A 26,070-nucleotide genomic window follows, 5' to 3' on the forward strand; every position below is an offset into this window, starting at 1 on the left:
ATAATACAAAAACCTCCTTCAAGACTTAAACAAAGAAAAACAATCTAGATTTTTTTCGTTTATCATTTTTGCCTTCTTACTTTATGATAAGCAGTGTGATTCAAATTCCAAATCCACTGCTCTAATCTTTTCTATACGGGTACCCGACAAAAGAACATTTTTTATTTTAAACAAAATCACTCTTTAATCGCTCTCGTGTCTTCATGCTGACAACCTCGACAATAAAAATAGTGTATGCATCGATGATTCTCTAAAGAATTGGTCGTACCGTCAAAAAGCTTCATAATATCAATATCCATATAAGCACTATAATCATCAAGATAATCAGTGATTTTCCCTCTATCCTCCATTATCGTTTGGCAATTCGGACATTGTATCACTCGCATTTCTAGTCCATTACATAAAGGACACATATCCATCGCTTCATCTCCTTTATTAACTACGTATGTTTAGAATCTCTCAATCCGCCCTTTTTATGTAATACAGAAAAATAATTAGAAACATTTACCATAAAGAAAACGCGAATATAAACAATGAAATTATCCATAATACTTAGTAACAACGGTGCAACAACGCATCAGCAACAAACAAATTCTCATGAATGGGTGACGCCAAGTTAGGCTATGTAACCAAAATGGTTTCATACGTTGGTGCAATTCCAACTAACCCAACCAATCAAACTATTTTGAGGAGATGAATGACAGATGCCAAACAGCAATTCGTCTAACCAACTTGTAGTACCAGGTGCACAACAAGCGATTGATCAAATGAAATACGAAATCGCTTCCGAATTCGGCGTTAACTTAGGTGGAGAAACTACTTCACGCGCTAACGGTTCTGTAGGTGGAGAAATCACAAAACGATTAGTATCACTTGCTCAACAATCAATGGGCGGTTATTCACAACATTAACAATTTAATATATTGGCTAGAGGCTGGCATTTTGTGTCAGCCTCTTTTATCGATCTTATCTTCTAATAACATTTCTTCAATTTCGGATTCGATTCAAAAAGCAGTGGGATTTAGAAATCACACTGCTTTCATACTTTGGATCATATGTGGAGACCAATTTATCGAACATTATTTCCTATAAAATGTTTTGTATGTTTTCTTTATTCCTCAACAGTTACAGCCGTACCATAAGCAATAATTTCTGAAGCATTCTGCATCACTGCTGAGGACTCTAGCCTCATACAAACAATAGCGTTAGCACCTTTCGACTTCGCATCTTCAACCATTCTTCCAATTGCTTTCTGTCTAGCTTCATCCAACATTTCTGTGTATTCTGTTAGCTCTCCACCGACAATTGTTTTTAAGCCCGCCATAATATCTTTTCCTATATGCTTCGATTGCACGGTACTCCCTTTTACAAACCCTTTATATTCCTTTGTTTCTTTACCTGGTACGGATTCAGTAGTTACGATAATCATTGTCATCATCCCTCTTTTTCTCATTTATTCTAGATTTTATTAACGCAATGAGCAACACAAGCAAAGATAAGAAGTAAGCAAAAAATAAAGCAAAAGCAATCGTAGGATTTATGTACAAAAAAATGATACCGAAAATTTGAGTGAAGATTGCAGTAGTCAATGTACTTTCTTTTACCCTACTGCAACTTCGCTTCACTTTCATTACTTTTACTATATCTATTTTTAGAAAAAAGATAAATGATTTTTTTCCTCCAATAACAGGTAGTCTCATCCCCCACCTTACAGCTTTTAGTGAATCGCAAAGAAGTGGAAGGAAGTCTTGCTTATGACTGAAACATATTTATTCATTTTTTTACATTTTTAATATTAATATTCCTAAAAATCCGTCGATATACCTAGTAGACTTAATAGTAGAAAACGAACTAAGGGGAATCATTCATGGGTATCTTTTCATTTAAAAAGAATAAAAAACCAACAACTTCCATACTTACAACACAGCCAGATCATGATATTTTAAAGGAAATTTCATTAAAAGTTCATGAACCCGCTCTACAAAAGCAAATAAATATGATTGGGCTTACAACAAATGACCTAGTTCTTACATTGAAACTCCGACCATATATTCAAGCTAACATTGAAGAAATTGTAAATACCTTTTATGCTTCTTTTGCATTGGAACAAGGACTTATTGATATCATTAATTCGTACAGCTCAATTGATCGATTAAAATTAACCTTAAAAAAGCATATTTTAGAATCATTTAACGGACGCTTTACAGATGAAGATGTGAGTCGCATCAGAAGGATTGCGCACATTCATGTAAAAATCGGACTGGAAGCAAAATGGTATATGGCAGCTTTTCAACCGTTATTAGTGTCGGTCATCAAAACAGTTGAGCCACATCTTACAACAAAAGAAGAGATCGTAGAAGCAGTTCAAAGCGTAACAAAGATTTTTAACCTAGAACAGCAAATTGTGTTAGAGGCTTATGACAATGAATATGCAGCAGTACGGGCCAAAAGTGAGAGAGAAAAGGAAGAAATTCGTGACGAAGTAAATCAACTAGCGATTAAACTAGCTACAGCAAGTGAAGAAACAAATGCGTTTATACAAGAAATTCTTGCGCAATCAAAAGAAATTGCCTCCTACTCTCTTGATCACCTAGAAGTAGCTTCTTCAGCAGAAGAACAAGCTTATAATGGGAAAGTTGATTTAGTAAAGCAAAGTGAATTAATGACATTTATTGAAGCTAGTACAGTAGAAATTTTAAATCAAATGAAATCGTTGGAACAAACGTCTGAACAAATTAATCATGTTGTTTCCATCGTTACATCAATTGCCGAACAAACAAACTTATTAGCACTAAACGCTGCCATTGAATCAGCACGTGCTGGTGAGTATGGTAAAGGCTTTGCCGTTGTTGCTAGCGAAGTTCGTAAGTTAGCTGAAGAAACGAAAAAATCTGTCCAAGGAGTTTCAAACTTAATTACGAATATACATACACAAATTGAAAGTATGTCTAGCTCAATAAATAATGTTGCCTCACTGACAACAAAGGGTACAACACAAATGAGTGATATGAATTCGTTCTTCGATACAATTTTACACATCATGAATAACAACAAACAACAAAGTGAAAAAGCAAAAACAGAATTGATAAATTTCACAAATGTTATTAATGATGTGTCAAAGTCAATTGCTCAAATTGCTGAAACATCAGATAGTTTAAAAGAAATGGCTAAAACAATGTAATCCTATTTTCAAAAGATTGAATTGGATACAAAAAGGATGAATGACATTTTGCCTTGCTGCTAATGTAGTTCAAATTCAAAACGTTATTCTATTAATATAACCATCCAAAAAGCAGTTCTAAATAGTTTAGACTGCTTTTTTATCATGTTGTTTGACTACTACAACTACCTTTCCTCCCTCTTATACCCCTTTAACAATTGACATAAATAATTATATTGATATAATACTTTCATACGAAAAAGCATAAAAGCGTTCAAGTTACAAAGTTCAACTTCCACGAGAATAACCTTTCTTTCATTCCTTATTTTGAGTTAGATGAACAAATTGAACCTTTTTAACTGTTTTCTTCAATCGCGTATACTGCCAGTACTGTACTGCAAAAAAGGAGTATTATACATGAATACCAACAAAGGTAGCTTACACTTTAAAGAGGCCGTTTTTATTTTACTTTTAATATTGGCCATTATCTTTACTAGTTTATTTGTTTTAAAAACTGAACCACATCTCGCTTTACTTAATTGTATAGTTATTGTCTGTTTTCTTGGGCTAATCAAACGCCATTCATGGAAAGAGTTAGAATCTGGAATGGTCAAAGGCATACAAAGTGGAATCCAGGCGATTATTATCCTCGCCTTAATCGGGGTATTAATTGGAGCATGGATGAGCAGTGGAACGATTCCAACTGTCATGGTTTATGCACTGTCAATGGTTAATCCAACCTACTTACTAATTACTTCTCTATTTTCTTGTATGCTCATCTCTAGCCTTGTTGGAAGCTCATTTACTACAGTAAGTACAGTTGGGGTAGCTCTAATGGGGGCTGGTATTGCTGTCGGCTTACCAGTTGAATGGGTTGCTGGTGCGATTATTTCTGGTGCTTGCTTTGGTGATAAAATGTCTCCCATGTCAGATACGACGAATTTTGCATCTGGTGTCTCATCTGTCGAAATTTTCACCCACATTCGTCATATGACAAAAACAACAATACCTAGCATTGTGATTACAACAATTATCTTTTTCATACTTGGTCGATTGGCACCTATCGAAACAGCATCGCTTTCTGAAATGTCAAACATGATTACAATCATAGAAAAGTATGTACAAATAAGCAGTCTAACTTTACTATCACCGCTATTGGTCATTATATTGGCCATTCGACAAGTACCCGTTATCCCAGCGTTAATCATTGGAATTAGCACAGCGGGGGTAACCGCAGTAGGCTTCCAAGGAATAACGATCGGTGAGTTTCTTACTACTTTACAATATGGAACATCCTACCAGATTGAAAATGAACAAGTTTTAAATCTGATGAATCGTGGCGGATTGCAATCAATGATGTGGTCTATTTCGCTTATCCTAATTGCTTTTGCCTTCGGTGGATTACTAGACACGTTAAAAGTTATTCCAACTCTCTTAAACGGAATGATTGAACGTGTCCAAACGAAAGGCCAACTTATCCTTTCGACAGCTGCATCCTCGTTTGGAGTGAATGTCTTAACTGGAGAGCAATACTTATCGATTCTAATACCAGGGCAATCGTTTAAAGGCTTATATGACAAAATGAAAATCGAACGCAAATACATGTCCCGTACGCTTGAAGATGCAGGTACATTAGTTAATCCACTAATCCCATGGGGCGTAAGTGGTGCATTCTTTACTCAAACACTCGGAGTCCCAGTAATTGCTTATTTACCTTTTGTCTTCTTTTTGTATCTATCACCCTTATTTTCAATTCTTTTTGGATTTATTAGTAAAAGAAAAACAACAGCATAAAGGAAGTATTATCTTAACTTTAACAGAAAGTTCCCCCTTCTTTGTTTCACTAAAAGCTTGGAAGCGGGGGATTACCGTTAATACGGGATTAAACGATATATAAACAGTGTGCTGTCCATATTTGATGTACATACGAGTTTAAATCGTTTTAAATATACTTTATTACTTTTGCAGGATTTCCACCTACAACTACATGATCAGGTATATCTTTTGTTACAACTGCTCCTGAAGCAATAACTACATTGTTACCTATCTTAACGCCAGGATTTATTACAGCACGTCCGCCAATCCATACGTTGTTACCTATCGTAACTGGTTTACCAAATTCTATTCTTGAAATGCGTTCAATAGGGTCTAATGGATGTGTTGCAGTGTAGATGTGTACTCCGGGGGCAATAAAACAATTATCACCTATTTTCACTTCACAAACATCTAGGATAACACAATCAAAATTCGCATAGAAATTTCCCCCAACATGTATGTTGTAACCATAGTCAAAACGAAATGTCGGCTCTGCGAATAGATTCTCTCCGGTTGAACCGAAAAGCTCCTTTAAGAGCTTCGTTCGATTGTCAACTTCAGTCTCTATGATTGATTGAATAATCTAGTCATTTTTCGAGCATGATTGCGATCTTTTACTAGATCAGGATCAGCAAGCATTATACGGTTCTCCATTTAACATTTTATCTTTTTCTGCTTTCATCTTTGCATCATCCTCATTCCTAACAATAATTTTCAACAATTAAAAAGTATTGGTTGATTAATTTGCACGTGTGCTATATCATTTAGATAGAACTCAATTCAACTAGATATTGACAACTAAACAGAAACAAACACTATATATTGTATTAAAGCAAGCGTAAGGTACCTATTAGACGAAAAAGGGAATTTGGTATAAATCCGGAACTGTCCCCGCAACTGTATGTGTGACGAACCTGAGGTAACTACTGTACATCATGTATGGGAAGGTCTCATAGTAGAACAAGCATAAGTCAGGATACTAGCCTAGAACTTGCCAAAGTTTCAATTTCTTCGGGGACTGAGAAGATGGAACGATAGAAAGCCACAAAGGATTAGTATACCCTTTTTCTTCTTATCTGTCGTTTTATCTGCTCATCTCTTTAGAAAAATGAACAGATGGAGGAATTATTATGAATACGACAACTACAACCATTATCAATGAACAAGAAGCATTTGACACAAACAAACTTACATCATTTATCAAAAACATACATCAGCATTTCCCTTCACTTTTTATAGACGATTATTTAAACAGAATCCAAAACACTATTCTACAAAGGGATTCGTATACGTCTGAACAACTCACAAATTTACTGATTTTAGAAGGATTATCTAATATTAATGAGCAGGAGCCTGAATGGACTTACTTTTGCGCTCAAATTTATTTAAAAAAGCTATATAAAGAAGCGGCCACTAGCCGTGGATATGACAAAGAGCAAAAATATGGTAGCTTCTATCAATTAATCGAAACATTAGTTTCAAAAGGTCTTTATCACTCTAAGCTTCTTGATTACTACACAAAAGAAGAAATTGACCAAGCTGGCTCATTTATTCAACCAGAAAGAGATAATCTATTTACTTATATCGGTCTTCGTACATTAGCGGACCGCTATTTAACACGTGATTTTTCAAAGCAAACATTTGAGCTTCCTCAAGAGCGCTTTTTAATCATCGCCATGACACTTATGGCGGAAGAAAAGAAAGAAAATCGCCTTGAGCTTGTTAAACAGGCATATTGGGCAATGAGTAATCTTTATATGACAGTTGCAACACCTACGTTATCAAATGCAGGAAAGCCTATTGGGCAATTGTCTAGTTGCTTTATTGATACGATTGATGATAGCTTACAAGGGATTTTCGATAGCAATACAGATATTGCCAACCTTTCAAAATCGGGCGGTGGCATAGGTGCATATTTTGGAAAAATCCGCAGCCGTGGCAGTGATATAAAAGGATTTAAAGGTGTGTCTTCGGGAATAATTCCATGGATGAAACAACTCAACAATACAGCCGTTAGCGTAGACCAACTAGGACAACGAAAAGGTGCAATTGCTGTCTACTTAGACGTTTGGCACAAAGATATTTTCTCATTTCTAGATTCTAAACTAAACAATGGTGACGAACGTATGCGTACACATGACCTATTCACAGGTGTCTGCATTCCAGATGTCTTCATGGAACAAGTAGAAGCTCGTGGTGACTGGTATTTGTTTGATCCACATGAGGTTCGTCAAGTAATGGGCTATAGCATTGAAGATTATTACGACGAAGAAAAAGGAAATGGAAGCTTCCGTCAAAAGTACTGGGAGTGCGTTGAGAACGAACAACTATCTAAAGAAAAAATACCAGCGATTGAAATTATGAAACGAATTATGATCAGCCAATTAGAAGCTGGTACACCTTACATGTTCTATCGCGATGAAGTAAACAGAAAAAATACTAATTCACATCAAGGGATGATTTACTGCAGCAATCTTTGTACAGAAATTACCCAAAACCAAAGTGCGACAACAGTTGAAGAGCAATTCACAGAAGACGGGAAAATCATTACAGTCAAAACACCTGGTGACTTTGTTGTATGTAACCTCTCCTCTATTAACCTTGCAAAAGCTGTAACAGATGATGTGTTAGAGAAACTCATTCCTATCCAAGTCAGAATGTTAGACAATGTTATTGATTTAAATACAATTCCAGTTCTGCAAGCAAAGCTAACAAATCAGAAATACCGCGCGATTGGCCTCGGTACATTCGGATGGCATCATCTTTTAGCTCTTAAGCAATTAAAATGGGAACATGATGAAGCAGTTCAGTATGCGGATGAGCTTTATGAAAAAATCTCATATTTGACAATTCAAGCAAGTATGGAACTTTCAAAAGAAAAAGGCGCATATTCAGTGTTTGCAGGCTCAGATTGGGATACTGGTAAGTACTTTGAAAAGAGAGGTTATCAGTCGCAAGAAAGCAATTTAGATTGGGATTCATTAAAAGAAGATGTTAAAAATAACGGTATGCGCAACGGTTATTTAATGGCAGTAGCGCCAAACGCGTCTACATCAATCATTGCTGGAAGTACAGCAAGTATCGATCCAATCTTCCAAAAGGTGTATTCGGAAGAAAAGAAAGATTACAAAATCCCAGTGACAGTTCCTGACTTAAATCCAACAACAACTTGGTTTTACAAGTCAGCTTACTTGATTGATCAAAACTGGAGCATCAAGCAAAATGCAGCAAGACAACGTCATATCGACCAAGCTATTTCGTTTAACATTTACGTGCAAAACTCAATCAAAGCAAAAGATTTATTACATTTGCACATGACCGCTTGGAACGAAGGATTAAAAACTACCTATTATGTGCGCTCAACTTCTAGCGCAATTGAAGAATGCGATTCTTGCGCTAGCTAATCGTTAAAGTGGAAGAGCCATGGCTCAAAAACTGGGAAATTCTAAACTCCTAGCCCCTCTATAGGCTAGGAGTTCAATTATGGTATCAACATAAATTCTTTTAAAAAAGGAGTCCTAAATATGGAAAACACAATTTTAATTAAACGTAAAATTATGGACGCTTCTGCACCAAATCGCTCAACTGCAATCATCAATGGAGAAAGCTCAAATGTTTTAAATTGGGATGATGTTGCATATCCTTGGGCATTTTCCCGCTATAAAAAAATGCTAGGTAATTTCTGGACGCCTTTCGAAATCAATATGGCTCAAGATATTAAACAATATCCAAATTTATCAGATGATGAAAAGGATGCCTTTTTAAAAACCATAGGACTGCTCGCACTCCTAGATAGTATTCAAACCGATTATGCTGGAAAAGTGGCTGATTACATTACTGATTCGAGTATCAATGCATTGATGATTATTCTCGCTCAACAAGAAGTTATTCACAATCATTCCTATTCATACGTTCTCTCAAGCCTGGTACCAAAACAAGTTCAAGATGAGGTATTTGATTATTGGAGAAATGAACCAATCTTACGAAAACGCAATGAATTCGTCACCAATGGTTATCAATCCTTTGCAGAAGATCCAACAATAGAGCATCTATTAAAATCACTTGTTTATGATGTCATCTTAGAAGGACTCTTCTTTTATTCTGGCTTTGCCTTCTTTTACAACCTGGCACGTAATCAAAAAATGGTAGCAACGAGCACGATGATTAATTATATAAACCGCGATGAACAAATTCACGTCGATTTGTTCGTGCAAATCTATAAAGAAGTTTTAAATCAATATCCTGAATATGATACTGAAGAGTTAGCTACATTTGTTAAAGATACGTTCATGCAAGCAGCTGAGCTTGAGATTGAATGGGGACGATTTATTATTGGCAATAAAATGGACGGCATTAATATGCAAGACCTAGAAGATTATATTAAGTTTTATGCAAACGTTCGTTGCAATCAACTAGGATATGATCGCCCATTTGAAGGATATCGAACAAATCCTCTAAAATGGATTAAAGCATATGAAGAAGTAGACCTAGGTAAGTCCGATTTCTTTGAGCAAAAATCAAGACAATATACAAAGGTAAACCATGTAGATAATGGCTTTGATGATTTATAATTCGTAAAAAGTATAATAAGAAAAGCGCTGGAGCTGGACACGAAAACTAAGTCAAAAATTTTATACTTTCTTATCCTTTAAAAAAGGAGAACACATCTATGCACATTGCACAGCGTTCTCCTTTTCCTTACTACTTGTTTTTTTCTTTAACTTTCCTCTGGTCTTTACGTATGTTCTTCTCGTCTAAAAGCTTTGCTTCAAAAATTTCTTCGTCTGTTTCTACCTTAATACGTTCTTCCACTCGGATTCGACCTTTTCCCATTCGAGCCCCTCCTCCTGAAAGCAAGTCTTTATTTCAAATCCTTGAACCAAAATTCCATATAAAATCTAAAACTTACTATCCGCCACCATTATATGCAGTCAACTATCACCTTATTATTTATTAAACGGAATCTTATGACTCACTCTACTTAAATCTGCATAAGTAAAACTTCCATCTATTTTCGTATACTCCCATGAGGTAAAACTTCATGAATGGCTCTATATGTTATGCACATTTAATTATTAGTACACTTTTCCACAAGAATCATCGAAATCTAGAGATATTAATAGAAAACAGATGCTTTATCCGTTTTCATAGGACTATATATTTTTTTTATTAAATGATATAATCATCACCGTTACTATCGGACCCGACTTTCATGAGAGTTGAAAGTCACTTATTTTTCACACAACTATATAGAAAGAGGTGCAAATTTTTTGAACTCACTAACATTAAAAGAACAATGGTTTGGGAACATACGCGGAGATATCCTCTCAGGTATCGTTGTTGCATTAGCATTAGTTCCCGAAGCCATTTCTTTTTCCATTATTGCGGGTGTTGATCCTATGGTTGGATTGTACGCTTCATTTTGTATTGCCATCGTTATTGCCTTTGTAGGTGGAAGACCAGGAATGATTTCGGCAGCTACAGGGGCTATGGCATTAGTTATGGTGACATTGGTTGCCGAACATGGGCTCCAATATTTACTTGCTGCAACGATTTTAACAGGAATTTTCCAAATCATTCTTGGCGTTCTAAAGGTGGGAAGACTTATGAAGTTTATCCCTCGCTCTGTTATGACCGGCTTTGTTAACTCCTTGGCTATATTAATTTTTGCTGCACAATTACCCCACTTCATTGGTGAAACATGGGTAATGTATGCAATGGTGGCAGTCTCATTAGCAATCATTTACATCTTACCAAGATTTACGAAGGTCATTCCTGCTCCACTGGTTGCAATTATTGTGATGACAATCTTCGCTATTATGTCAGGTGTATCTGTTCGTACTGTAGGAGATATGGGGGAGCTAACACAAGCTTTACCGTTATTCTTAATCCCGCAGATTCCATTTAATCTTGAAACATTGCAAATTATTTTACCTTACTCTTTCGCTTTAGCTCTTGTCGGCTTATTAGAATCTTTATTAACTGCTCAAATTGTTGATGATTTGACAGATACGGTAAGTGATAAAAACAAAGAGGCACGAGGTCAAGGAATTGCCAATATCGTTGCTGGATTTTTTGGAGGCATGGCAGGTTGTGCAATGATTGGTCAATCCGGCATTAACATCAGGTCTGGTGGACGCGGTAGATTATCGTCATTTGTTGCTGGTGCCTTCCTCATGATCTTAATAATCATACTAAATGATATTTTAGTTCAGATCCCAATGGCTGTACTAGTGGCCGTTATGATTATGGTTTCAATTGGCACATTCGACTGGTCCTCACTTAGAAAGCTCCATATTATGCCGATTTCAGATACCATCGTTATGGTTGCAACTGTCGTGACTGTGGTCCTTACACATGATTTATCAAAAGGTGTTCTTATTGGTGTTTTACTTAGCGCTATTTTCTTCGCTGCTAAGATTTCAAAAGTAAATGTTGAGTCGGCAATAAATGAAAAAGATCTAACGAAAACATATCTTGTAAAAGGGCAATTATTCTTCGCTTCAGTTACAGATTTAGTATCAAGCTTTAACTTTAAGGAAGATATTGCAACTGTTGTCATTGATTTTAGTCATGCGCATTTATGGGATGATTCCGCGGTAGGTGCAATTGATAAAATTGTTCTTAAATTTAATCAGAACGGAACAAAGGTAAGGATCGTCGGATTGAATCAAGCTAGTTCCAATCTCGTGAAGAAACTAGCCATCTACGATAAAGCAAATACGAATGTAACGAATCATTAATGTATCTACAGAGCCTGATCTATGATCAGGCTCAATTTCATTGAATATAGCGAGATTAGCTTTTTCAAGCAGTTATCCGTCTTTCCTCGAAAGCTTTGAAATTAGGATTTACTGCCCTAGAATTTATGCTAAGAGGTGATTAGTAATGAATCTAACAGACTTATCAAATGAGGAACTAGCAGATTTGTACGTTAATTATAAACAAAAACAAAAAATCTTTAAAAAAAGGACATCATTTTATAACCTAAATAAGTATATGGAAATGAAAGAGTATTTATCATGCATAAAATGGGAAATGAAAAAACGTGGCTTGAAGAAAAAAGCGGCCAAAAAATTAAGTAACTATTAATAGTTACAAGATGACAATTACATAAGGTGAAACTTATCTTAATCTTTACGAGCAGTTATTTTTTGCTATTTCCTTTAAATCTAACCACAATGTAAATCTCTCCGCTCCGTTTTCTCTCCTTATGTTCACACAAAAGGCAAAAATAGAAAGATAGATTGATTAATCATCCACTTTTACGCCAACTGTATTTAATATTCTTAACAATCTTTACCTATTTTTATACTAAATTGGGATTAAAAAGAACCACTTCTATTTATTCCACCAATGCAAATTTTTTGGATGTAAAATAATTTCATCGTTACTTAATTATTTTACATTTATCATTTCCCGACAGAAGACCCCTTCCTCAAGAAATGTATAGGGCGTAGCCCAATGAGTAGGTAGAGGATGAATATTGGTTGGCGTTAGCCAAAACGGTTAAATAAATCGTTCTTTGAAAATTCTATGCGTGTTTCCTCTTCTTTTTCTACCGGCAGTTATTCATGATTACCAGAGAAGATAATCGGTCTAGCTTGTCGGATGCAGTAGGAAAGAACGTGCCTGAACGAAATGTGTCAGAGCTTTTTGCTTTCAGACAAGTTCTACAAGTGTAGAACTTGTCTGAAAGGGAAAGCAGAAAATCCATCACCTAATTGAACGGGTATGGTCTTATTTTTTAGAATCTCCGACTTAATTTTCGTTAGAAAATTAAGTCGTGAGCAGTTCCATGGTTAAAATGGAACTTCAAGAAACATTCTGGAGTAAGTACTATGGCAGTGTAACAGATAAGTTTGGAATTAAGTAGTAATTTAACAATGACAATGGGGAACAAACCCCATTTATTTAAGCAAAGATAAAAGCGCTAGGTATTTGATGAAATCCTAGCGCTTCATAATGAAAACTAGCTTCAAGATATTGGTAGACTAACGGATCCCGATAAATGTTATTGCATCCTGTAGTGCAATGATCTCTTTTTGAATTTTAGAAAACCCTTCGATCTCAGGTACATTTTTATTCGTCACAATCTGAAGCTGTTCAACTGCATTTGCCATTGTTTCGAAAATGAAGAGTAATTGAGCAAGTTTTTCGTCTGAAAGTACAGGTCGTTTAGAATCCTTTATGATTGAATCAAGTAAATATCCCAATTGTTCGATGGAAAAGATAGCAGGCCAGAGGAACTCTAACGCTTTTTTATTAATCGGAATTTCCCCTAATGCCGTAGAGTAAACCGTTTTTAAATTCATCAAATTCGTCCGCATTTTGTTTCGCGTACTATTTCCCTCAAAATTACTACTACTTTTTTGTTTAGAAAACAACTGAAATAGCAATTGCGACTGACTCCGAATTGTTTTTGCTATTAGATGCGAGAGCCGACTTGAAGCAGACTGTCTTCCTACCATCAGCACTCCGATAAGACCAATTGCACAACCAATTAGGGTATCGGTAACTCTTGCAGTCGCAAAGTAGGGAATATTATGAATCTGGCTCGTACTTTCAGCCATCAACAAAGCACTTGGCGTTATGAATGTGACGGCAAATGCATAATTTCGTACGATAAAAAGCTCTGTAAGAAATGATAAAAGCAAAATAAATAGAGCAATCGTCAGGCCCTCCGGCTTTGTAGAAAGAATCAGACTTGCTACCAATATACCAACAATGGTCCCGATGGATCGCTGTATAGCTCGATGGAACGTACTTATTACGGTTGATCCAAGCATGACTGAACCACATGATATTGGGATCCAATAGGATCGATCAAATTCATATGAGAAGGCAATCATCGTCGCGACCATCAAAACAATGCCGTATTTTATTGAAGAAAGAAAAACAATTGAATTTTTATCAAATGCATCTAATAAAACCCTTTTTAAAGGTGTCCTTATCACTTTTATTTCTTGATTAATTCTCGAAATCGATTGATTCAATATTGCATCAGCATGATAAATTTTCGAAAATAATTTATTCATTTCCTCGTCACAATCTGTTGGCTGTAGAATTTGCAATGGTTTACTTTTCCTTTTATGATCAATCGATTGAGCGAGCGCTTGAACTGATTTCCCTAATTCAACTGGTAGATTCGTTCTTCCTGCTGCAGACATTTCAAGAACATCTGCCAAAATAGAATTAGACTGTTCTTTTAATAAGTACAACCGTTTAAAAATAGGTGAAGTTTTCCACGAGACATATCCAGCTAAAAGTAGATTATCTGCATGTTTCAACGATACAATAGTCCTCTCCCGGGAGTCGTTAAACTGTTCTGTCCCAACAGAACAAATAAGTGTAGCTAATTCTAAATAAACCGTTTTAACAGCCTTTGTTTCCGGACCATAAGGATTGAAAAACCAACCTATCATTGCTATCAACCATGAAAAAGATCCTCCCAGAAAAACAAGACCGGCGCGCGATGGTGCAAGCGTTGGATCAATCGGCATAGCCGAAGTCATGGCGAAAACCATAACAAAAAATATTGATGCTGGCCCTGGGATCTTTAATGCCCCAAAAATAAACGTGCAGACCGCTCCAATCAAACCAATCATAATAGTAAAAGCAAGTGGTGAAGAAATGGTAAGTATACCTAAAGCGATAGAAGCCGAAAGTCCAAGAGCAACAATAAAAAGCTTCTTAGCTCTTTGCGGATAAGGTTCATTAAAGGTGTAAAGATAAGTAAATCCACCTATACCTGCGAGCAAACCATACTGAAAGTTACCTGCTAACAATCCAATCATAACAGGAAAGGATAAACAGATTCCTGCTAGAATAGCTCTTGTCCAAGGATAGGGAGCCTTTTTAATGGCAAAGGCATCTTTTAGCACCATTAACAAGTTCGAATTTGAAGATGTTTCTTTTTTCATCCTAACCTCCCTCCGCAAAGCACCGTTTACAACTCATTTAAAGTTAATTTAACAATAATTCATAATGTTATTCATATCTTAAGGGATCAAAACCTTTTTTCATGTTAATACCCTTGATACGTTTATATTGTAGTAGTATATCCACTCACAGTTTAATTCATAAAAATAGGAGCTTGTTGGAATGATCCTATTATTTCTAATGAGTATCCATTTACTCAGAATCGCGTTTTGACAAATAAAATATGAAAAGCAGTGAGATTTCACGTTTGCGAAATTCACTGCTTTTCATTTATCTTTTTATCATTAAGTAGTCCGTGGGCCTTTAAACTTTTTCACTAAATAATAGGTAGCTGCCATTAAAAAAGCAAGGCTTATCATCGGAATAAGATAAGGTCGAGCTGCCTCCTTTATATACATCCAATTACTACCTAACTCAATTCCTAAATATAAAAAGAAAATAGTCCAAGGGATCATTGCAGCAACGGTATATAATGTGAATTTCCATAATGACATTTTAGCAATCCCTGCAGGTATACTAATCGCATGTCTTACAACCGGTATAAACCTCGCTCCAAAAATGACACCTGAACCATATTTTTCAAACCAAGATTCTGATAAGTCTAAATGATGCTTTTTTAGTAATAAAAACTTCCCGTATTTTTCTAGAAACGGTCTGCCTCCATAACTACCTATCCAATATAAGATCAGCTGTGCAATTGTCCCACCGATGACACCTGCAGCAAATGCCTCCCAAAACCCAATCTTTCCAAGTATAATCATATACCCACCATAGCCTAGCACAATTTCACTTGGAATCACCTCAAGCATTAACCCAAGCGCAATTCCTAAATACCCGAGACTTGTCAGCCATTCTAATAAATTCAGAATCGCTTCCTCCATTTATTCACACCCTCACTCATTTTTTACGTCCAAGCATTTCTTGTCCTTATATAGGTATGAATAAAAGAAAAGAATTAACCCTATTTTCTTTGAACTAACCACGGGACGTAGCAAGCCTGAAGGAATATGTTGAGCATTATCCTGTTAGCGCAGATACGAGCCGTTTCACCAAAAACACAAGTTCTTATCTACAATACAAATCCTAAACAATAAAAAACTCTGTGGCAATGCCTTCTCCACAGAGCCCCACTTTTATTAATGAATATCTTTTTTCTTAAACCTTCCACCTCGAACCTCTGCAATGTTTGCAACTGCTAAAAAGGCCGACGGATCTAAATCCTCTACGATTGATTTTAATTTTGCTTCCTCTAATCTAGTAATAATGCAGAAAATAACCTTCTTATCCTCTCCTGTATAGGCTCCTTCTCCATTGAGGTATGTTACACCTCGTCCAAGTCGTGCTAAAATTGCCTCTCCTATTTCACGAGACTGATCACTAATAATCCATGCTGATTTTGATTCATCAAGTCCCTCAATGACAATATCTATTGTTTTGAATGCAACGAAATAAGCAATTAAAGAATACATCGCCCTGTTCCACCCGAAGACAAAGCCAGCGCTTCCAAGTATAAAAATATTAAAAAACATAATAATTTCGCCTACAGAAAAGGGTAATTTCTTATTCGCAAGTATCGCTAAAATTTCGGTTCCATCCAACGATCCACCATAGCGAATAACAATTCCTACACCAACTCCTAGAGCAACACCTCCAAAAATAGTTGCTAGAAGGATATCCTCTGTAAATGCAGGAACAGGATGTAATAAAGTTGTAGCAGTTGATAGCACAGTAATACCAAATAATGTAGAAAGTGCAAAGGTTTTTCCAATTTGTTTATATCCTATAAAGAAAAATGGAATATTTAAAAGAAAGATAAACACACCAAGTTTCCAACCAGATAAATGTGAGAGGATAATCGAGATCCCAACGATTCCTCCATCAATCACATTATTCGGAACTAAAAAGATTTCTAAACCAACAGCCATAATCACTGCACCGATTATGATAAATAGTGCTCGTTTTAGGATTTGTACTTTTGATAAACCTTGATGTTTTTTTAGTTCTTCTTGTATATCCAATGTTGGTTCTGACATAAAGGTCCCCCTCTTTTTCAAGTCTATTTGTCTTAAAAACTGGAATTGACTTAATCCTAATTTTATCTTTCTATTATAACTCACAAATAATAGTCAATGTTTTCCTTGAATAAAAAAAGCTTGGATTCGTTCAATTGTGAACAAACCCCAAGCTTCTTTAACTCTTTGACTTTATAAAAAGCCTTCTTTACGTTACAAATTTAGGCCGCCTTTAATATGGCTCTGCTTCGTGACCCTTTTCCACAGCTACCTCAGGTACATGATCCCCGTCTTTGTTACCGAGTGGCTTTTGACTTGATTCGCCTTTTGGAGCATTAGCCAAGCCTTCTCTTAATCGGCGGCCATACTCCTCGTCTGCTTCTTCAGCTAAAGCAATCATTTTATCTTGAATTCTTTGATCACAAGTAGAAAGATCTCCTACCAAGTTTGAAATCAATTCATCTTTTTCCCATTGCTCAAATCTCCGATATGTTTCTCCCGCTTGCTTAGTATTACTCTGGCGATCAATCGACTCTCGAACTAGGTTTCCTTCAATTAATGGTGTATATTCTTTTCCGTTTTGCTTAGCTTCTTTTAACCCTCCCAAAATTGATGGCTCATAGTTAATATGAGGATTTTGCCCAGGGGCACGATCTACCTTATATTGCATTTGTCCACCGCTTTGATTTGTCGCAACCCGTTTTTTCGGAGCGTTGATCGGCAGCTGCAAATAATTCGCCCCTACGCGATGCCGTTGTGTATCTGAATATGAAAACGTTCGACCCTGAAGCATTTTATCATCAGAGAAATCTAGTCCATCGACAAGAACACCTGTACCGAATGCGGCTTGCTCTACTTCTGAAAAATAATCTTCAGGATTTCTATTCAATACCATTTTTCCTACTGGTAGCCAAGGAAACTGATCTTCAGGCCACAATTTTGTATCATCGAGGGGGTCGAAGTCTAATTCTGGATGCTCATCATCGCTCATAACTTGAACAAGTAGCTCCCATTCTGGATAATCTCCATGCTCAATCGCATCATATAAATCCTGGGTCGCATGGTTAAAGTTTTTTGCTTGAATTTCTTCGGCTTCCTTTTGTGTTAAATTTTTAATCCCCTGCTTTGGTTCCCAGTGATATTTTACAAGTACTGCTTCACCTTTATTATTTACCCACTTATATGTATTAACCCCTGACCCCTGCATCATCCGATAGTTTGCAGGAATGCCCCAAGGTGAATAGACAAAAGTCACCATATGGAATGTTTCAGGAGAACTCGCACAAAAGTCAAAAAATCTTTCACCATCCTGAATATTTGTAATTGGGTCTGGTTTGAACGCATGAATCATATCTGGGAATTTTATCGCATCACGGATAAAGAAAATTTTCAAATTATTTCCGACCAAATCCCAATTTCCGTCTTCTGTATAAAATTTAACGGCAAATCCGCGTGGGTCACGAAGCGTTTCTGGAGAATGACCACCATGAATAACAGATGAAAAGCGGACAAAAACCGGAGTCTGCTTCCCTTTTTCCTGGAATAACTTAGCTCGTGTATATTTCGAAACAGGCTCGTCTCCTGCTGTTCCATATGCTTCGAAATAACCGTGTGCCCCTGCGCCACGTGCATGGACGACACGTTCAGGAACTCGCTCACGATCAAAGTGACTGATTTTTTCAATAAAATCATAGTTTTCCAAAGTAGCAGGACCACGATTCCCTACTGTTCTCAAATTTTGATTATTTGTAACCGGATGCCCCTGCCTGTTGGTTAAGGTGTCTTCGTTTTCAGTATTCTGATCTTCATTATTGGAATGATTCTTCGTCATATTTTGCTCTCCTTATCTAACTATAGAATTTTGGATTCCCAAGACCAATTATTCCCTTGCTTACTTTCTCCAAATTTTAGAAAAACATTCCAATTATTATTTATTATTCTTTTGATGAACCTATCTCAAATCTATATCTTGCGGAACAAAAGCGGCAGCGCCTTGGTCAGCCTCGGGCAAATAAGACGATTAGGAATTGAAGGTGTTTTTTACCTTCAATTCCTAATCGTCTTATGACCTCGAGGGGCTAGGCGCTTACGCTTGCTGTCGTGCGCTTATCCACAGTTCAAAATTTTATAGTTTCCTTAACGACAAAAAAATGCTTGGATATCTCATATCCAAGCATTTTCACAAAAAACTATTTACTTATCTGCCGGGTATACTAAACCAATTTGGTTTCTGGCATCCTCAATAATTTTAGCTGTAATTAAAGTATTTTGGTGAGAGTTCAACTCTGATTGCTGCTTCTTACTTGTTACTAAATCAACAAATTCCTTTGCTTCATAATACATATCATCTGAATCTTGTGATCTCGTAATATCCTCGATTGTTCCATCTTTATAGTGGATTTTTACACTTTCTGGTGTATTCATTTTATCAATGATAATACTACCGTTTTCCCCTTGTATTTCAGAAGGTACATATGAGTTTGAAATTTTAGAATACATGATGACAGCATCCATCTCATCATACGTTAGCAAAATGCTTCCTTCTCCATCGACACCTGACTCAAGCATATAGCTTGTTGCTTGAACTTGCTTCGGTTCACCAAACAATATAGCAGCTGGATACACACAATAAATACCGATATCCATTAGTGCCCCATTTGAGAAAGCCGGATTGAAAGCATTTAAGACAATTCCTTCTTTATATTTATCGTAGCGGGACGAGTATTGGCAATAGCTCGAAAAATAACGACGCACCTGACCAATTTTATGTAGATTTTCTTTTATCGCAAGAAAATTTGGTACTAAAGTTGTTTTCAACGCTTCCATCAAGACGACTGAATGCTCATTTGCTACCTTAATCATCTCACTAATTTCTTTCGTATTAGACGCCATTGGCTTTTCACAAAGAACATGCTTTCCATTTTCCATACATACAATCGCTTGTGATGCATGCAGCGAATTTGGACTTGCAAGGTAAACAGCATCAAATTCAGCACTACTTGCAAATTCCTTTAAATCTGTAAAAGTATGCTTTATGTTAAATTTATTTGCAAATTCCTCAGCTTTTTCGCTCGTTCTTGAGTAAACAGCTGTGAGTGAAAAACCCTCAACCTTACTTGCAGCCCTAATAAATTCTTCTGTAATCCAATTTGTTCCAATTAAACCAAATCGCACCATCTTTATCCCTCCAAATAAATTCTGTCCTATTGGAAATTATATCATTTTTCACCCAAAGAAGAAGTCTCCAATCCATTTTGAAAGGGATGCTGATAAATTTATGCTATTAGTAGGTTTTTCTAATTATTTGCCTAAAAATATGTCATAATAAATAATTGAGTTACTATGTACATATCTAACACTAAACTAATAATAAGGGAGATACGAATTATGAAAAAATTAATCGCAATTGACCTCGACGGAACATTATTATCATCTAACCTCGACATTTCAGCAGAAAACATTCAAGCCATTCAACATGCTCAAAAGGCTGGTCATATCGTCATGATTTGCTCAGGACGCGCACCAGAAGATATTAAAGTAGTGATTGGTCAAACACCACTTCAATGTCCACTAGCAGGAAGCAATGGCACAATGGTTGTTGCTGATGGAAAATTATTAAGTCAAATCTCGATAAATAAAGATACGGTGAAAAGCATAGCATCAATCCTTGATGAAAAAAAATACCCATTCAAGCTTTATACGAACCAAGGAATCTTTGTTGCTTCATCTTGGACAGATAGAATGAATGTCTTCTTAGATGAAAATCCCGAAGTAAGCAAGCACTTAACATCAAAAGAATACAAAATGGTAACCGAGCAGCCTAAAGAAACAGATACCCTTAAATTATTTGACCACATCGATCATGTTCTAAAACTTGAGGGAATTGCTATTCAAAAGTTCTTCATCCCAACTATTTCAGGAAAAACTGAGCTTACTTCCACGATTGAAGAAATCGACGGTATTTCTGTCACAACATCAGGTCCATTTAATATTGAAATTATGGACACAAACGGTCATAAAGGAAATGGTATTCGAGTTATGGCAGAGTACTTTAATATTCCAATTGAAAATACTGTAGCGATTGGAGATAATTTCAATGATGTCCCAATGCTAAAAACAGCAGGGCTTTCAATTGCAATGGAAAATGGTGATCCAGCAGTAAAAGAAATAGCTGATGTCGTAACATTAACAAATAATGAGCATGGAGTTGCTCATGCGATTGAAAAGTATGTATTAGCAAATAGCTAAACTAAAGGGTCTGCCTCCTCCAATTACACTATATAGTAGTGATGTTGGGAGGGGGCAGACCCTTTTAAAATAAGGCTTCATCATTTGTTAATCAAAGGTTGCTCTCAGATTCCGCCACTCGTTTTACCCGTTCAACGAATTCAACCACTATTTTATCATTCGCCAATAACATAAATAGTTTCACAAACCATTTCAATGCATTGTTCGTCGCTGTGTAGGTAAAATGCGTTTTTTGATCATCAAGTTTCTTTAATTCATAAAAAGCAGTGATTTCGAACATTTTCGCAAGCGTAAAACCAATCTTGAGCCTCTTTCTATCAGGCTCGTCTACATATTCTAACGTCTCTACATCATATTCCTCAATACGTTTTCCCTCTTTATATTTTTGTCTGTACACACTACCAACCTTTTCATCCGTCACTTTTATTGGCTTGTTATCGATAACTTGCGGCATAATTTTTTGCATATCTTCTAGACTATTAAATAATTTCCAAACAGATTCTATCGGAGCATTAATCTCTATTTCTTTCGTCCATTGTTTCATGTTTAGCACCTCATCATATTTTTCTACCATTTAGATTTCTATCGGTCCCCGCAATACAATTCATTCTTTTTGTTTTTATCTGCTAGAGCCATTCCTGACCATTGAACTACCCCCACCTAAAATTCTACCTAATTTTTGAGGTAGGGGATTCCTAAAAGGACATACCAAGTGACTTAGTAAACCATTGCCCGTTCAACTAGGCAATGGTTTTTCTACTTTCTTTCTTAGACAAACCCTTTGCCACCAAGTTTGGAAGAGCCCCTGGAGGAAAAAGATCACTCATCGAGTAATGCTTGCTAGGAATCGAAAGTTCTATCTGATACAAACAATGAGTATGTACGTCAGATAGGCAGCTTGACATCCACTTCCATTGCGTCCAGTGATGTAGACCTACGATCTTCTCCGGTAGTAGGGAATGCAACACTGGTGGAAGCTTTTCTTGGAATCCCATTGCTCTTCTCGCAATGACATAAGAAGCTGCTTGGTGAATACTTATCCCCAATCGCTTCATATATTTGATTTTACCAATTTGACTTGTATAGGCCGGATTTATTTCGAATACAGCCACATTCATTTTGTCTGCACGGTTTTTGATAGCTGAAATCAGCTTACGATAAGCGAACATCGACATTTTTTTATTCGCCTTTTTATTGCCGTATGGATTTGGACCTTTCGATTTCGTTATGTTCAACTTTTCAATCACAAGCGGTTTAGTAAGTTTACTAGCTAAATCGACCTAATCGGTTCTTAAGGGCTTTTAGTTGGATATCTAAGTAGTGGTGTTCAAATTGATAAGCATGATAGTAAATATCCGTTTTCTTTTTGAAATGCACGACAAAAAAATTTCCTTTTTGTTGTTCCCGAGAGGTTTTATTGAAAGATGGTTTTCCTTTGATGAATGAGCGTTTGATTTTGGTTAGCGTGGTGACTCTACTTTTTGTCGTTTTGATTTTCTTTTTAACGGATTTGATTTGTTCTTCCTTCGTAGAAATGTACATTTTTTTCAGTTCACTTTGAGATGTCATCAAAGCATTTGCTTCCTGAACAACTGAATTGGTGTAATAATCATTCATATCAAAACGTTTTTTTACCGTTAAGTGAAGGGATTTATCTAGCTTATTTTTCCCTGAACGCTTTTCTACCACTTGTGTTTGAAAGGCAAAATGTTTCGCACGATTAAACAAAAGAAGGGAGTGAGAAATGGCATCTACATAGACTTTAGGCAACATATTTTTATAGATTCTTTTTGAATAGTAAGCCTTTTTCATTTCTCTCACTCCTAGAATATATGTTCGATAAGGTTATTATACCAAAAAGTTGATCAGATTTACCATATTTGAACAAAAATTTTTCAACAGAAAAAGCCATTCATCCCCCACTTATCCGCTAGCTCGTCTTAAAGATGGGGGTCTTCTGGCTAGAAAGGATAAACCACATCCCCCAATAATTAATACAAATATAATATACAAAATCAATCTATTTTTCTCCCATAATACAGTGATTTCCTATTTTTTATCATAATTACTTATTTTGTTTACATTTTCCTGATCACGTATCTTACTTTGACACTAGAATATTACATTGTTTATGTACCTTAGATTTTCAAAAACTACTCAACCTATGATATGTTCATATAAAATAGGTAGATTGTTGGAGCTGATGAAATGTTTGTTACTATTTTTTTATTTTTGCTAGCTGGATTAGCTGAAATTGGCGGAGGCTATCTTATTTGGTTGTGGTTGCGTGAAGGTAAACCACTCTATTTCGGGATAACTGGTGGTGTAGCTTTAGCTATATACGGAGTGGTTGCTACCTTTCAATCATTTCCTTCTTTTGGTCGAGTTTACGCAGCTTATGGTGGGGTTTTTATCATCCTATCCGTACTTTGGGGTTGGGGTGTTGATAAGAAAACACCAGATATCTATGATTGGATTGGTGCAATCGTCTGTTTAATTGGCGTCTCTATTATGTTATTGCCGTCTAGACAATAAGAATATCGCAAGCGTCTTGTTCAGCCTCGGGCAAATAAGCCACTCAGGAATAGAAGGTGTTCTTTACCTTCAATTCCTGAGTGGCTTAGCCCCAAGTGGGGGCAGACGCTTGCACTGGACACGAAAACTAAGTCAAAAACATTTATACTCTTCTTATCTCTTAAAAAAGGTAGTCAATGACTGCCTTTTTCTAGTATTCTCAACAATAATTACTTACCCCTTAATTCTGTAAGAAACTCACTTTTATTCTCCTGTTTTTGCAAAGCGTTCAATTCTTTCGCCAATTTCATCACGTACACGCTCAAAAAACGCCCATTTTTCTTCTTCTGTTCCTTTTGCCTTTGCTGGGTCATCAAAGCCCCAGTGTTCGCGTTTCGCATGTGGTGGTGTCATTGGACATTTATCAGCCGCATCACCACATAACGTAACAATAAGATGAGCATTATTTAAGATTTCAGAGTCAATAATATCAGATGTTTGATCTGATATATCAATATTAGCTTCTTTCATCGCTTTTACTGCATTAGGGTTTAGGCCATGTGCTTCAATACCTGCACTTTTCACTTCCCACTCATTACCTAAGTGTTTCTTTGCCCAGCCTTCTGCCATTTGGCTTCTGCAAGAATTTCCTGTACATAAGAAATAAATTGTTTTTTTTGACATGTTCGTTACTCCTTTTTAGTTAGATTAATGAATAATAAGTAACCAAATATATAATCCAGCGAGTGTAATTAACAACGTCGGAATTGTTAAGATGATTCCTGTTTTAAAGTAAGTACCCCAGGAAATTTTTACACCTTTAAAAGTCAAAACATGTAACCAAAGCAATGTGGCAAGTGAGCCTATTGGTGTAATTTTTGGACCTAAGTCAGAACCAATCACATTTGCATAAATGAGAGCTTCTCTAATCAAACCGCTCGTATTCGTCTCCGAAATCGCAAGTGCGTCAATCATGACAGTTGGCAAGTTATTCATAACTGAAGATAGGATGGCTGCGATAAAGCCCATTCCAATTGTTGCAACAAACAGCCCCTGATCAGCTGTCATTTGAATGACGTCTACTAAAACATCAGTTAATCCAACATTTCTCAAGCTGTAAACAACGACATACATCCCAATTGAGAAAAATACGATTGCCCATGGTGCACCTTTTATAACAGTTCTCGTATTGACCACCGGACTTCTTTTCGCCATGATTAGAAAGAAAATCGCAACTATTCCCGCAATAATTGAAACTGGGATTCCGATAAATTCACTAGAGAAATACCCAATTAATAAGATTCCTAAAACAATCCAAGACAATTGGAACATCTTTTGATCACGGATTACTTCAACAGGTTGTTTCAATTGGGTTAATTCGTAATTTTTGGGAATGCTTTTACGGAAAAAGATATATAATACCACTATGCTTGCTCCAAGAGAGAAAAAGTTCGGAATAATCATCCTTGAAGCATATTCAACAAAGCCAATCCCAAAAAAGTCAGCAGAAACGATATTAACTAAGTTACTTACCACTAATGGAAGTGAAGTCGTATCTGCAATGAATCCACTAGCCATAATGAATGGAAACACCATTTTCTCACTAAAGTTCAAATTCCTTACCATCGCAAGAACAATCGGCGTAAGTATTAGTGCAGCTCCATCGTTCGCGAAAAAGGCAGCGACAATGGCACCGAGAATACTTACATAAACAAACATTTTAATGCCATTCCCTTTCGCCGCTCTTGCCATATGTAAAGCGGCCCATTCGAAAAAGCCAATCTCATCTAAGATAAGAGAAATAATAATAATTGCAACAAAAGTTAACGTTGCGTTCCATACAATTGAGGTCACATCAATGACATCTTTAAAATCAACAACACCTACTAAAAGAGCTAAAATCGCTCCACCACAAGCAGACCAACCAATGGATAAGCCTTTTGGTTGCCATATGACAAGTGTGAGAGTGAGTAAAAAGATCATCGACGCTAATACTACTGATGTCATGCTACATCCTCCAGTTATTCACACGAAATTCGTAAACCTTGTTCTTCTAATTCCTTTAGTTTGTTATCCTGATTTGGAAGGTGTTGAAGGACATTTTCAACAAGTGGATAATAATCACTGTTTTTATTTACAGAGTAAATAATCCATTGCCCTCTTCGCATCTCTTTCACAACCCCTGCATCCTTTAATTTACGAAGGTGTTGACTAATGGCAGGTTGACTCATTTGAAAAATCGCTACAAACTCACATACACAATAATCATGGGATTCCAACATTTTCACCATTGTTAGCCTTGTTTTATCCCCAAGCAACTTGAGGATGGTTGCTGCCTTTTCAATTTCAATTGACATTTCCAACATCGTACACCTCCTA

General features: G+C 36.3%; 23 protein-coding genes, 1 pseudogene and 1 riboswitch. Of the genes and pseudogenes, 9 read left to right on the forward strand and 15 right to left on the reverse strand.

From position 1 onward, the window contains the following. Nucleotides 1-176 precede the first annotated feature (176 nt). The gene (locus K9V48_RS01380) at nucleotides 177-419 is read right to left on the reverse strand and encodes a hypothetical protein (RefSeq protein ID WP_224136238.1); all 243 of its coding nucleotides are present in this window, start codon (nucleotides 417-419) and stop codon (nucleotides 177-179) included. 285 nt (nucleotides 420-704) lie between these two features. Between K9V48_RS01380 and K9V48_RS01385 the strand changes: the two genes are divergently transcribed. After that, the gene (locus K9V48_RS01385; protein WP_111615554.1) at nucleotides 705-911 is read left to right on the forward strand and encodes an alpha/beta-type small acid-soluble spore protein; all 207 of its coding nucleotides are present in this window, start codon (nucleotides 705-707) and stop codon (nucleotides 909-911) included. A 200-nt stretch (nucleotides 912-1,111) separates the two neighbouring features. On the opposite strand, the gene K9V48_RS01390 is transcribed toward K9V48_RS01385, so the two are convergent. Beyond that, complete coding sequence (locus tag K9V48_RS01390) at nucleotides 1,112-1,429, reverse strand: YbjQ family protein (RefSeq protein WP_224136239.1); 318 nt, start codon at nucleotides 1,427-1,429, stop codon at nucleotides 1,112-1,114. 438 nt (nucleotides 1,430-1,867) lie between these two features. Here K9V48_RS01390 and K9V48_RS01395 point away from each other — a divergent pair, with 438 nt between their 5' ends. Together K9V48_RS01395 and nhaC are read left to right on the forward strand one after the other, a co-directional pair. Further along, nucleotides 1,868-3,181 (forward strand): globin-coupled sensor protein, encoded by a 1,314-nt coding sequence (locus tag K9V48_RS01395; protein ID WP_224136241.1) that lies wholly within the window; start codon nucleotides 1,868-1,870, stop codon nucleotides 3,179-3,181. Nucleotides 3,182-3,577: 396 nt separating this feature from the next. Beyond that, a complete protein-coding gene (gene nhaC, locus K9V48_RS01400) occupies nucleotides 3,578-4,954 on the forward strand; it encodes a Na+/H+ antiporter NhaC (protein ID WP_224136243.1) in 1,377 nt (458 codons plus the stop codon). 148 nt (nucleotides 4,955-5,102) lie between these two features. Here the strand turns inward: nhaC and K9V48_RS01405 are convergent. Then, nucleotides 5,103-5,657, reverse strand: a pseudogene (locus K9V48_RS01405) (sugar O-acetyltransferase). 142 nt (nucleotides 5,658-5,799) lie between these two features. Further along, nucleotides 5,800-5,977, forward strand: a riboswitch (cobalamin riboswitch). A 122-nt stretch (nucleotides 5,978-6,099) separates the two neighbouring features. Here K9V48_RS01405 and K9V48_RS01410 point away from each other — a divergent pair. Both K9V48_RS01410 and K9V48_RS01415 read left to right on the forward strand, forming a co-directional pair. Beyond that, on the forward strand, nucleotides 6,100-8,379 hold the full coding sequence (locus K9V48_RS01410) for a ribonucleoside-diphosphate reductase subunit alpha (RefSeq protein WP_410429596.1): 2,280 nt from the start codon (nucleotides 6,100-6,102) through the stop codon (nucleotides 8,377-8,379). Between the two features lie 120 nt (nucleotides 8,380-8,499). After that, nucleotides 8,500-9,546, forward strand: coding sequence for a ribonucleotide-diphosphate reductase subunit beta (locus K9V48_RS01415; protein WP_224136247.1), 1,047 nt, complete (start codon nucleotides 8,500-8,502; stop codon nucleotides 9,544-9,546). A gap of 130 nt (nucleotides 9,547-9,676) precedes the next feature. On the opposite strand, the gene K9V48_RS01420 is transcribed toward K9V48_RS01415, so the two are convergent. Then, on the reverse strand, nucleotides 9,677-9,808 hold the full coding sequence (locus K9V48_RS01420) for a YhdX family protein (RefSeq protein ID WP_224136249.1): 132 nt from the start codon (nucleotides 9,806-9,808) through the stop codon (nucleotides 9,677-9,679). Between the two features lie 437 nt (nucleotides 9,809-10,245). Here K9V48_RS01420 and K9V48_RS01425 point away from each other — a divergent pair, with 437 nt between their 5' ends. Next, nucleotides 10,246-11,718 carry a SulP family inorganic anion transporter gene (locus K9V48_RS01425; protein ID WP_224136251.1) on the forward strand — a complete coding sequence of 491 codons (1,473 nt, stop codon included), beginning with the start codon at nucleotides 10,246-10,248 and terminating at the stop codon, nucleotides 11,716-11,718. A gap of 145 nt (nucleotides 11,719-11,863) precedes the next feature. Beyond that, complete coding sequence (locus K9V48_RS01430; protein ID WP_224136253.1) at nucleotides 11,864-12,067, forward strand: hypothetical protein; 204 nt, start codon at nucleotides 11,864-11,866, stop codon at nucleotides 12,065-12,067. A gap of 902 nt (nucleotides 12,068-12,969) precedes the next feature. Here the strand turns inward: K9V48_RS01430 and K9V48_RS01440 are convergent. From K9V48_RS01440 to K9V48_RS01460, 5 genes are all read right to left on the reverse strand, one after another. Further along, a complete protein-coding gene (locus K9V48_RS01440) occupies nucleotides 12,970-14,898 on the reverse strand; it encodes an FUSC family protein (protein ID WP_224136255.1) in 1,929 nt (642 codons plus the stop codon). Nucleotides 14,899-15,201: 303 nt separating this feature from the next. Continuing rightward, a complete protein-coding gene (uptA, locus tag K9V48_RS01445; RefSeq protein ID WP_224136257.1) occupies nucleotides 15,202-15,798 on the reverse strand; it encodes an undecaprenyl phosphate transporter UptA in 597 nt (198 codons plus the stop codon). A 255-nt stretch (nucleotides 15,799-16,053) separates the two neighbouring features. Then, complete coding sequence (locus K9V48_RS01450) at nucleotides 16,054-16,950, reverse strand: YitT family protein (RefSeq protein WP_224136259.1); 897 nt, start codon at nucleotides 16,948-16,950, stop codon at nucleotides 16,054-16,056. Between the two features lie 211 nt (nucleotides 16,951-17,161). Then, complete coding sequence (locus K9V48_RS01455; RefSeq protein ID WP_224136261.1) at nucleotides 17,162-18,760, reverse strand: catalase; 1,599 nt, start codon at nucleotides 18,758-18,760, stop codon at nucleotides 17,162-17,164. Between the two features lie 362 nt (nucleotides 18,761-19,122). Further along, nucleotides 19,123-20,106 (reverse strand): Gfo/Idh/MocA family protein, encoded by a 984-nt coding sequence (locus K9V48_RS01460; protein WP_224136263.1) that lies wholly within the window; start codon nucleotides 20,104-20,106, stop codon nucleotides 19,123-19,125. Between the two features lie 165 nt (nucleotides 20,107-20,271). Here K9V48_RS01460 and K9V48_RS01465 point away from each other — a divergent pair, with 165 nt between their 5' ends. Further along, nucleotides 20,272-21,177 carry a Cof-type HAD-IIB family hydrolase gene (locus tag K9V48_RS01465; RefSeq protein ID WP_224136265.1) on the forward strand — a complete coding sequence of 302 codons (906 nt, stop codon included), beginning with the start codon at nucleotides 20,272-20,274 and terminating at the stop codon, nucleotides 21,175-21,177. A gap of 91 nt (nucleotides 21,178-21,268) precedes the next feature. On the opposite strand, the gene K9V48_RS01470 is transcribed toward K9V48_RS01465, so the two are convergent. The 3 genes from K9V48_RS01470 to K9V48_RS01480 form a co-directional block, all read right to left on the reverse strand. Further along, nucleotides 21,269-21,721: an SRPBCC family protein gene (locus K9V48_RS01470; protein WP_224136267.1), complete on the reverse strand. Its 453-nt coding sequence runs from the start codon at nucleotides 21,719-21,721 to the stop codon at nucleotides 21,269-21,271. A gap of 196 nt (nucleotides 21,722-21,917) precedes the next feature. Further along, a complete protein-coding gene (locus tag K9V48_RS01475; RefSeq protein WP_263432691.1) occupies nucleotides 21,918-22,412 on the reverse strand; it encodes a hypothetical protein in 495 nt (164 codons plus the stop codon). Nucleotides 22,413-22,443: 31 nt separating this feature from the next. Then, a complete protein-coding gene (locus tag K9V48_RS01480) occupies nucleotides 22,444-22,989 on the reverse strand; it encodes a hypothetical protein (RefSeq protein ID WP_224136271.1) in 546 nt (181 codons plus the stop codon). Nucleotides 22,990-23,385: 396 nt separating this feature from the next. On the opposite strand from K9V48_RS01480, the gene K9V48_RS01485 reads away from it, so the two are divergent. Further along, nucleotides 23,386-23,712: a YnfA family protein gene (locus K9V48_RS01485; RefSeq protein ID WP_224136272.1), complete on the forward strand. Its 327-nt coding sequence runs from the start codon at nucleotides 23,386-23,388 to the stop codon at nucleotides 23,710-23,712. A gap of 243 nt (nucleotides 23,713-23,955) precedes the next feature. Here the strand turns inward: K9V48_RS01485 and arsC are convergent, their stop codons facing one another. Genes arsC through K9V48_RS01500 form a run of 3 tightly spaced genes read right to left on the reverse strand, consistent with a single transcriptional unit; the run spans nucleotide 23,956 to nucleotide 26,057 of the window. Then, entirely contained in the window at nucleotides 23,956-24,375 is a 420-nt protein-coding gene (arsC, locus tag K9V48_RS01490) for an arsenate reductase (thioredoxin) (RefSeq protein ID WP_224136274.1), read from the reverse strand. Between the two features lie 24 nt (nucleotides 24,376-24,399). Further along, nucleotides 24,400-25,698 carry an arsenic transporter gene (locus K9V48_RS01495; RefSeq protein ID WP_224136276.1) on the reverse strand — a complete coding sequence of 433 codons (1,299 nt, stop codon included), beginning with the start codon at nucleotides 25,696-25,698 and terminating at the stop codon, nucleotides 24,400-24,402. A 14-nt stretch (nucleotides 25,699-25,712) separates the two neighbouring features. Further along, the gene (locus K9V48_RS01500; protein ID WP_224136278.1) at nucleotides 25,713-26,057 is read right to left on the reverse strand and encodes an ArsR/SmtB family transcription factor; all 345 of its coding nucleotides are present in this window, start codon (nucleotides 26,055-26,057) and stop codon (nucleotides 25,713-25,715) included. Nucleotides 26,058-26,070: the final 13 nt, after the last annotated feature.

This window comes from Metabacillus rhizolycopersici, from assembly GCF_020075705.1.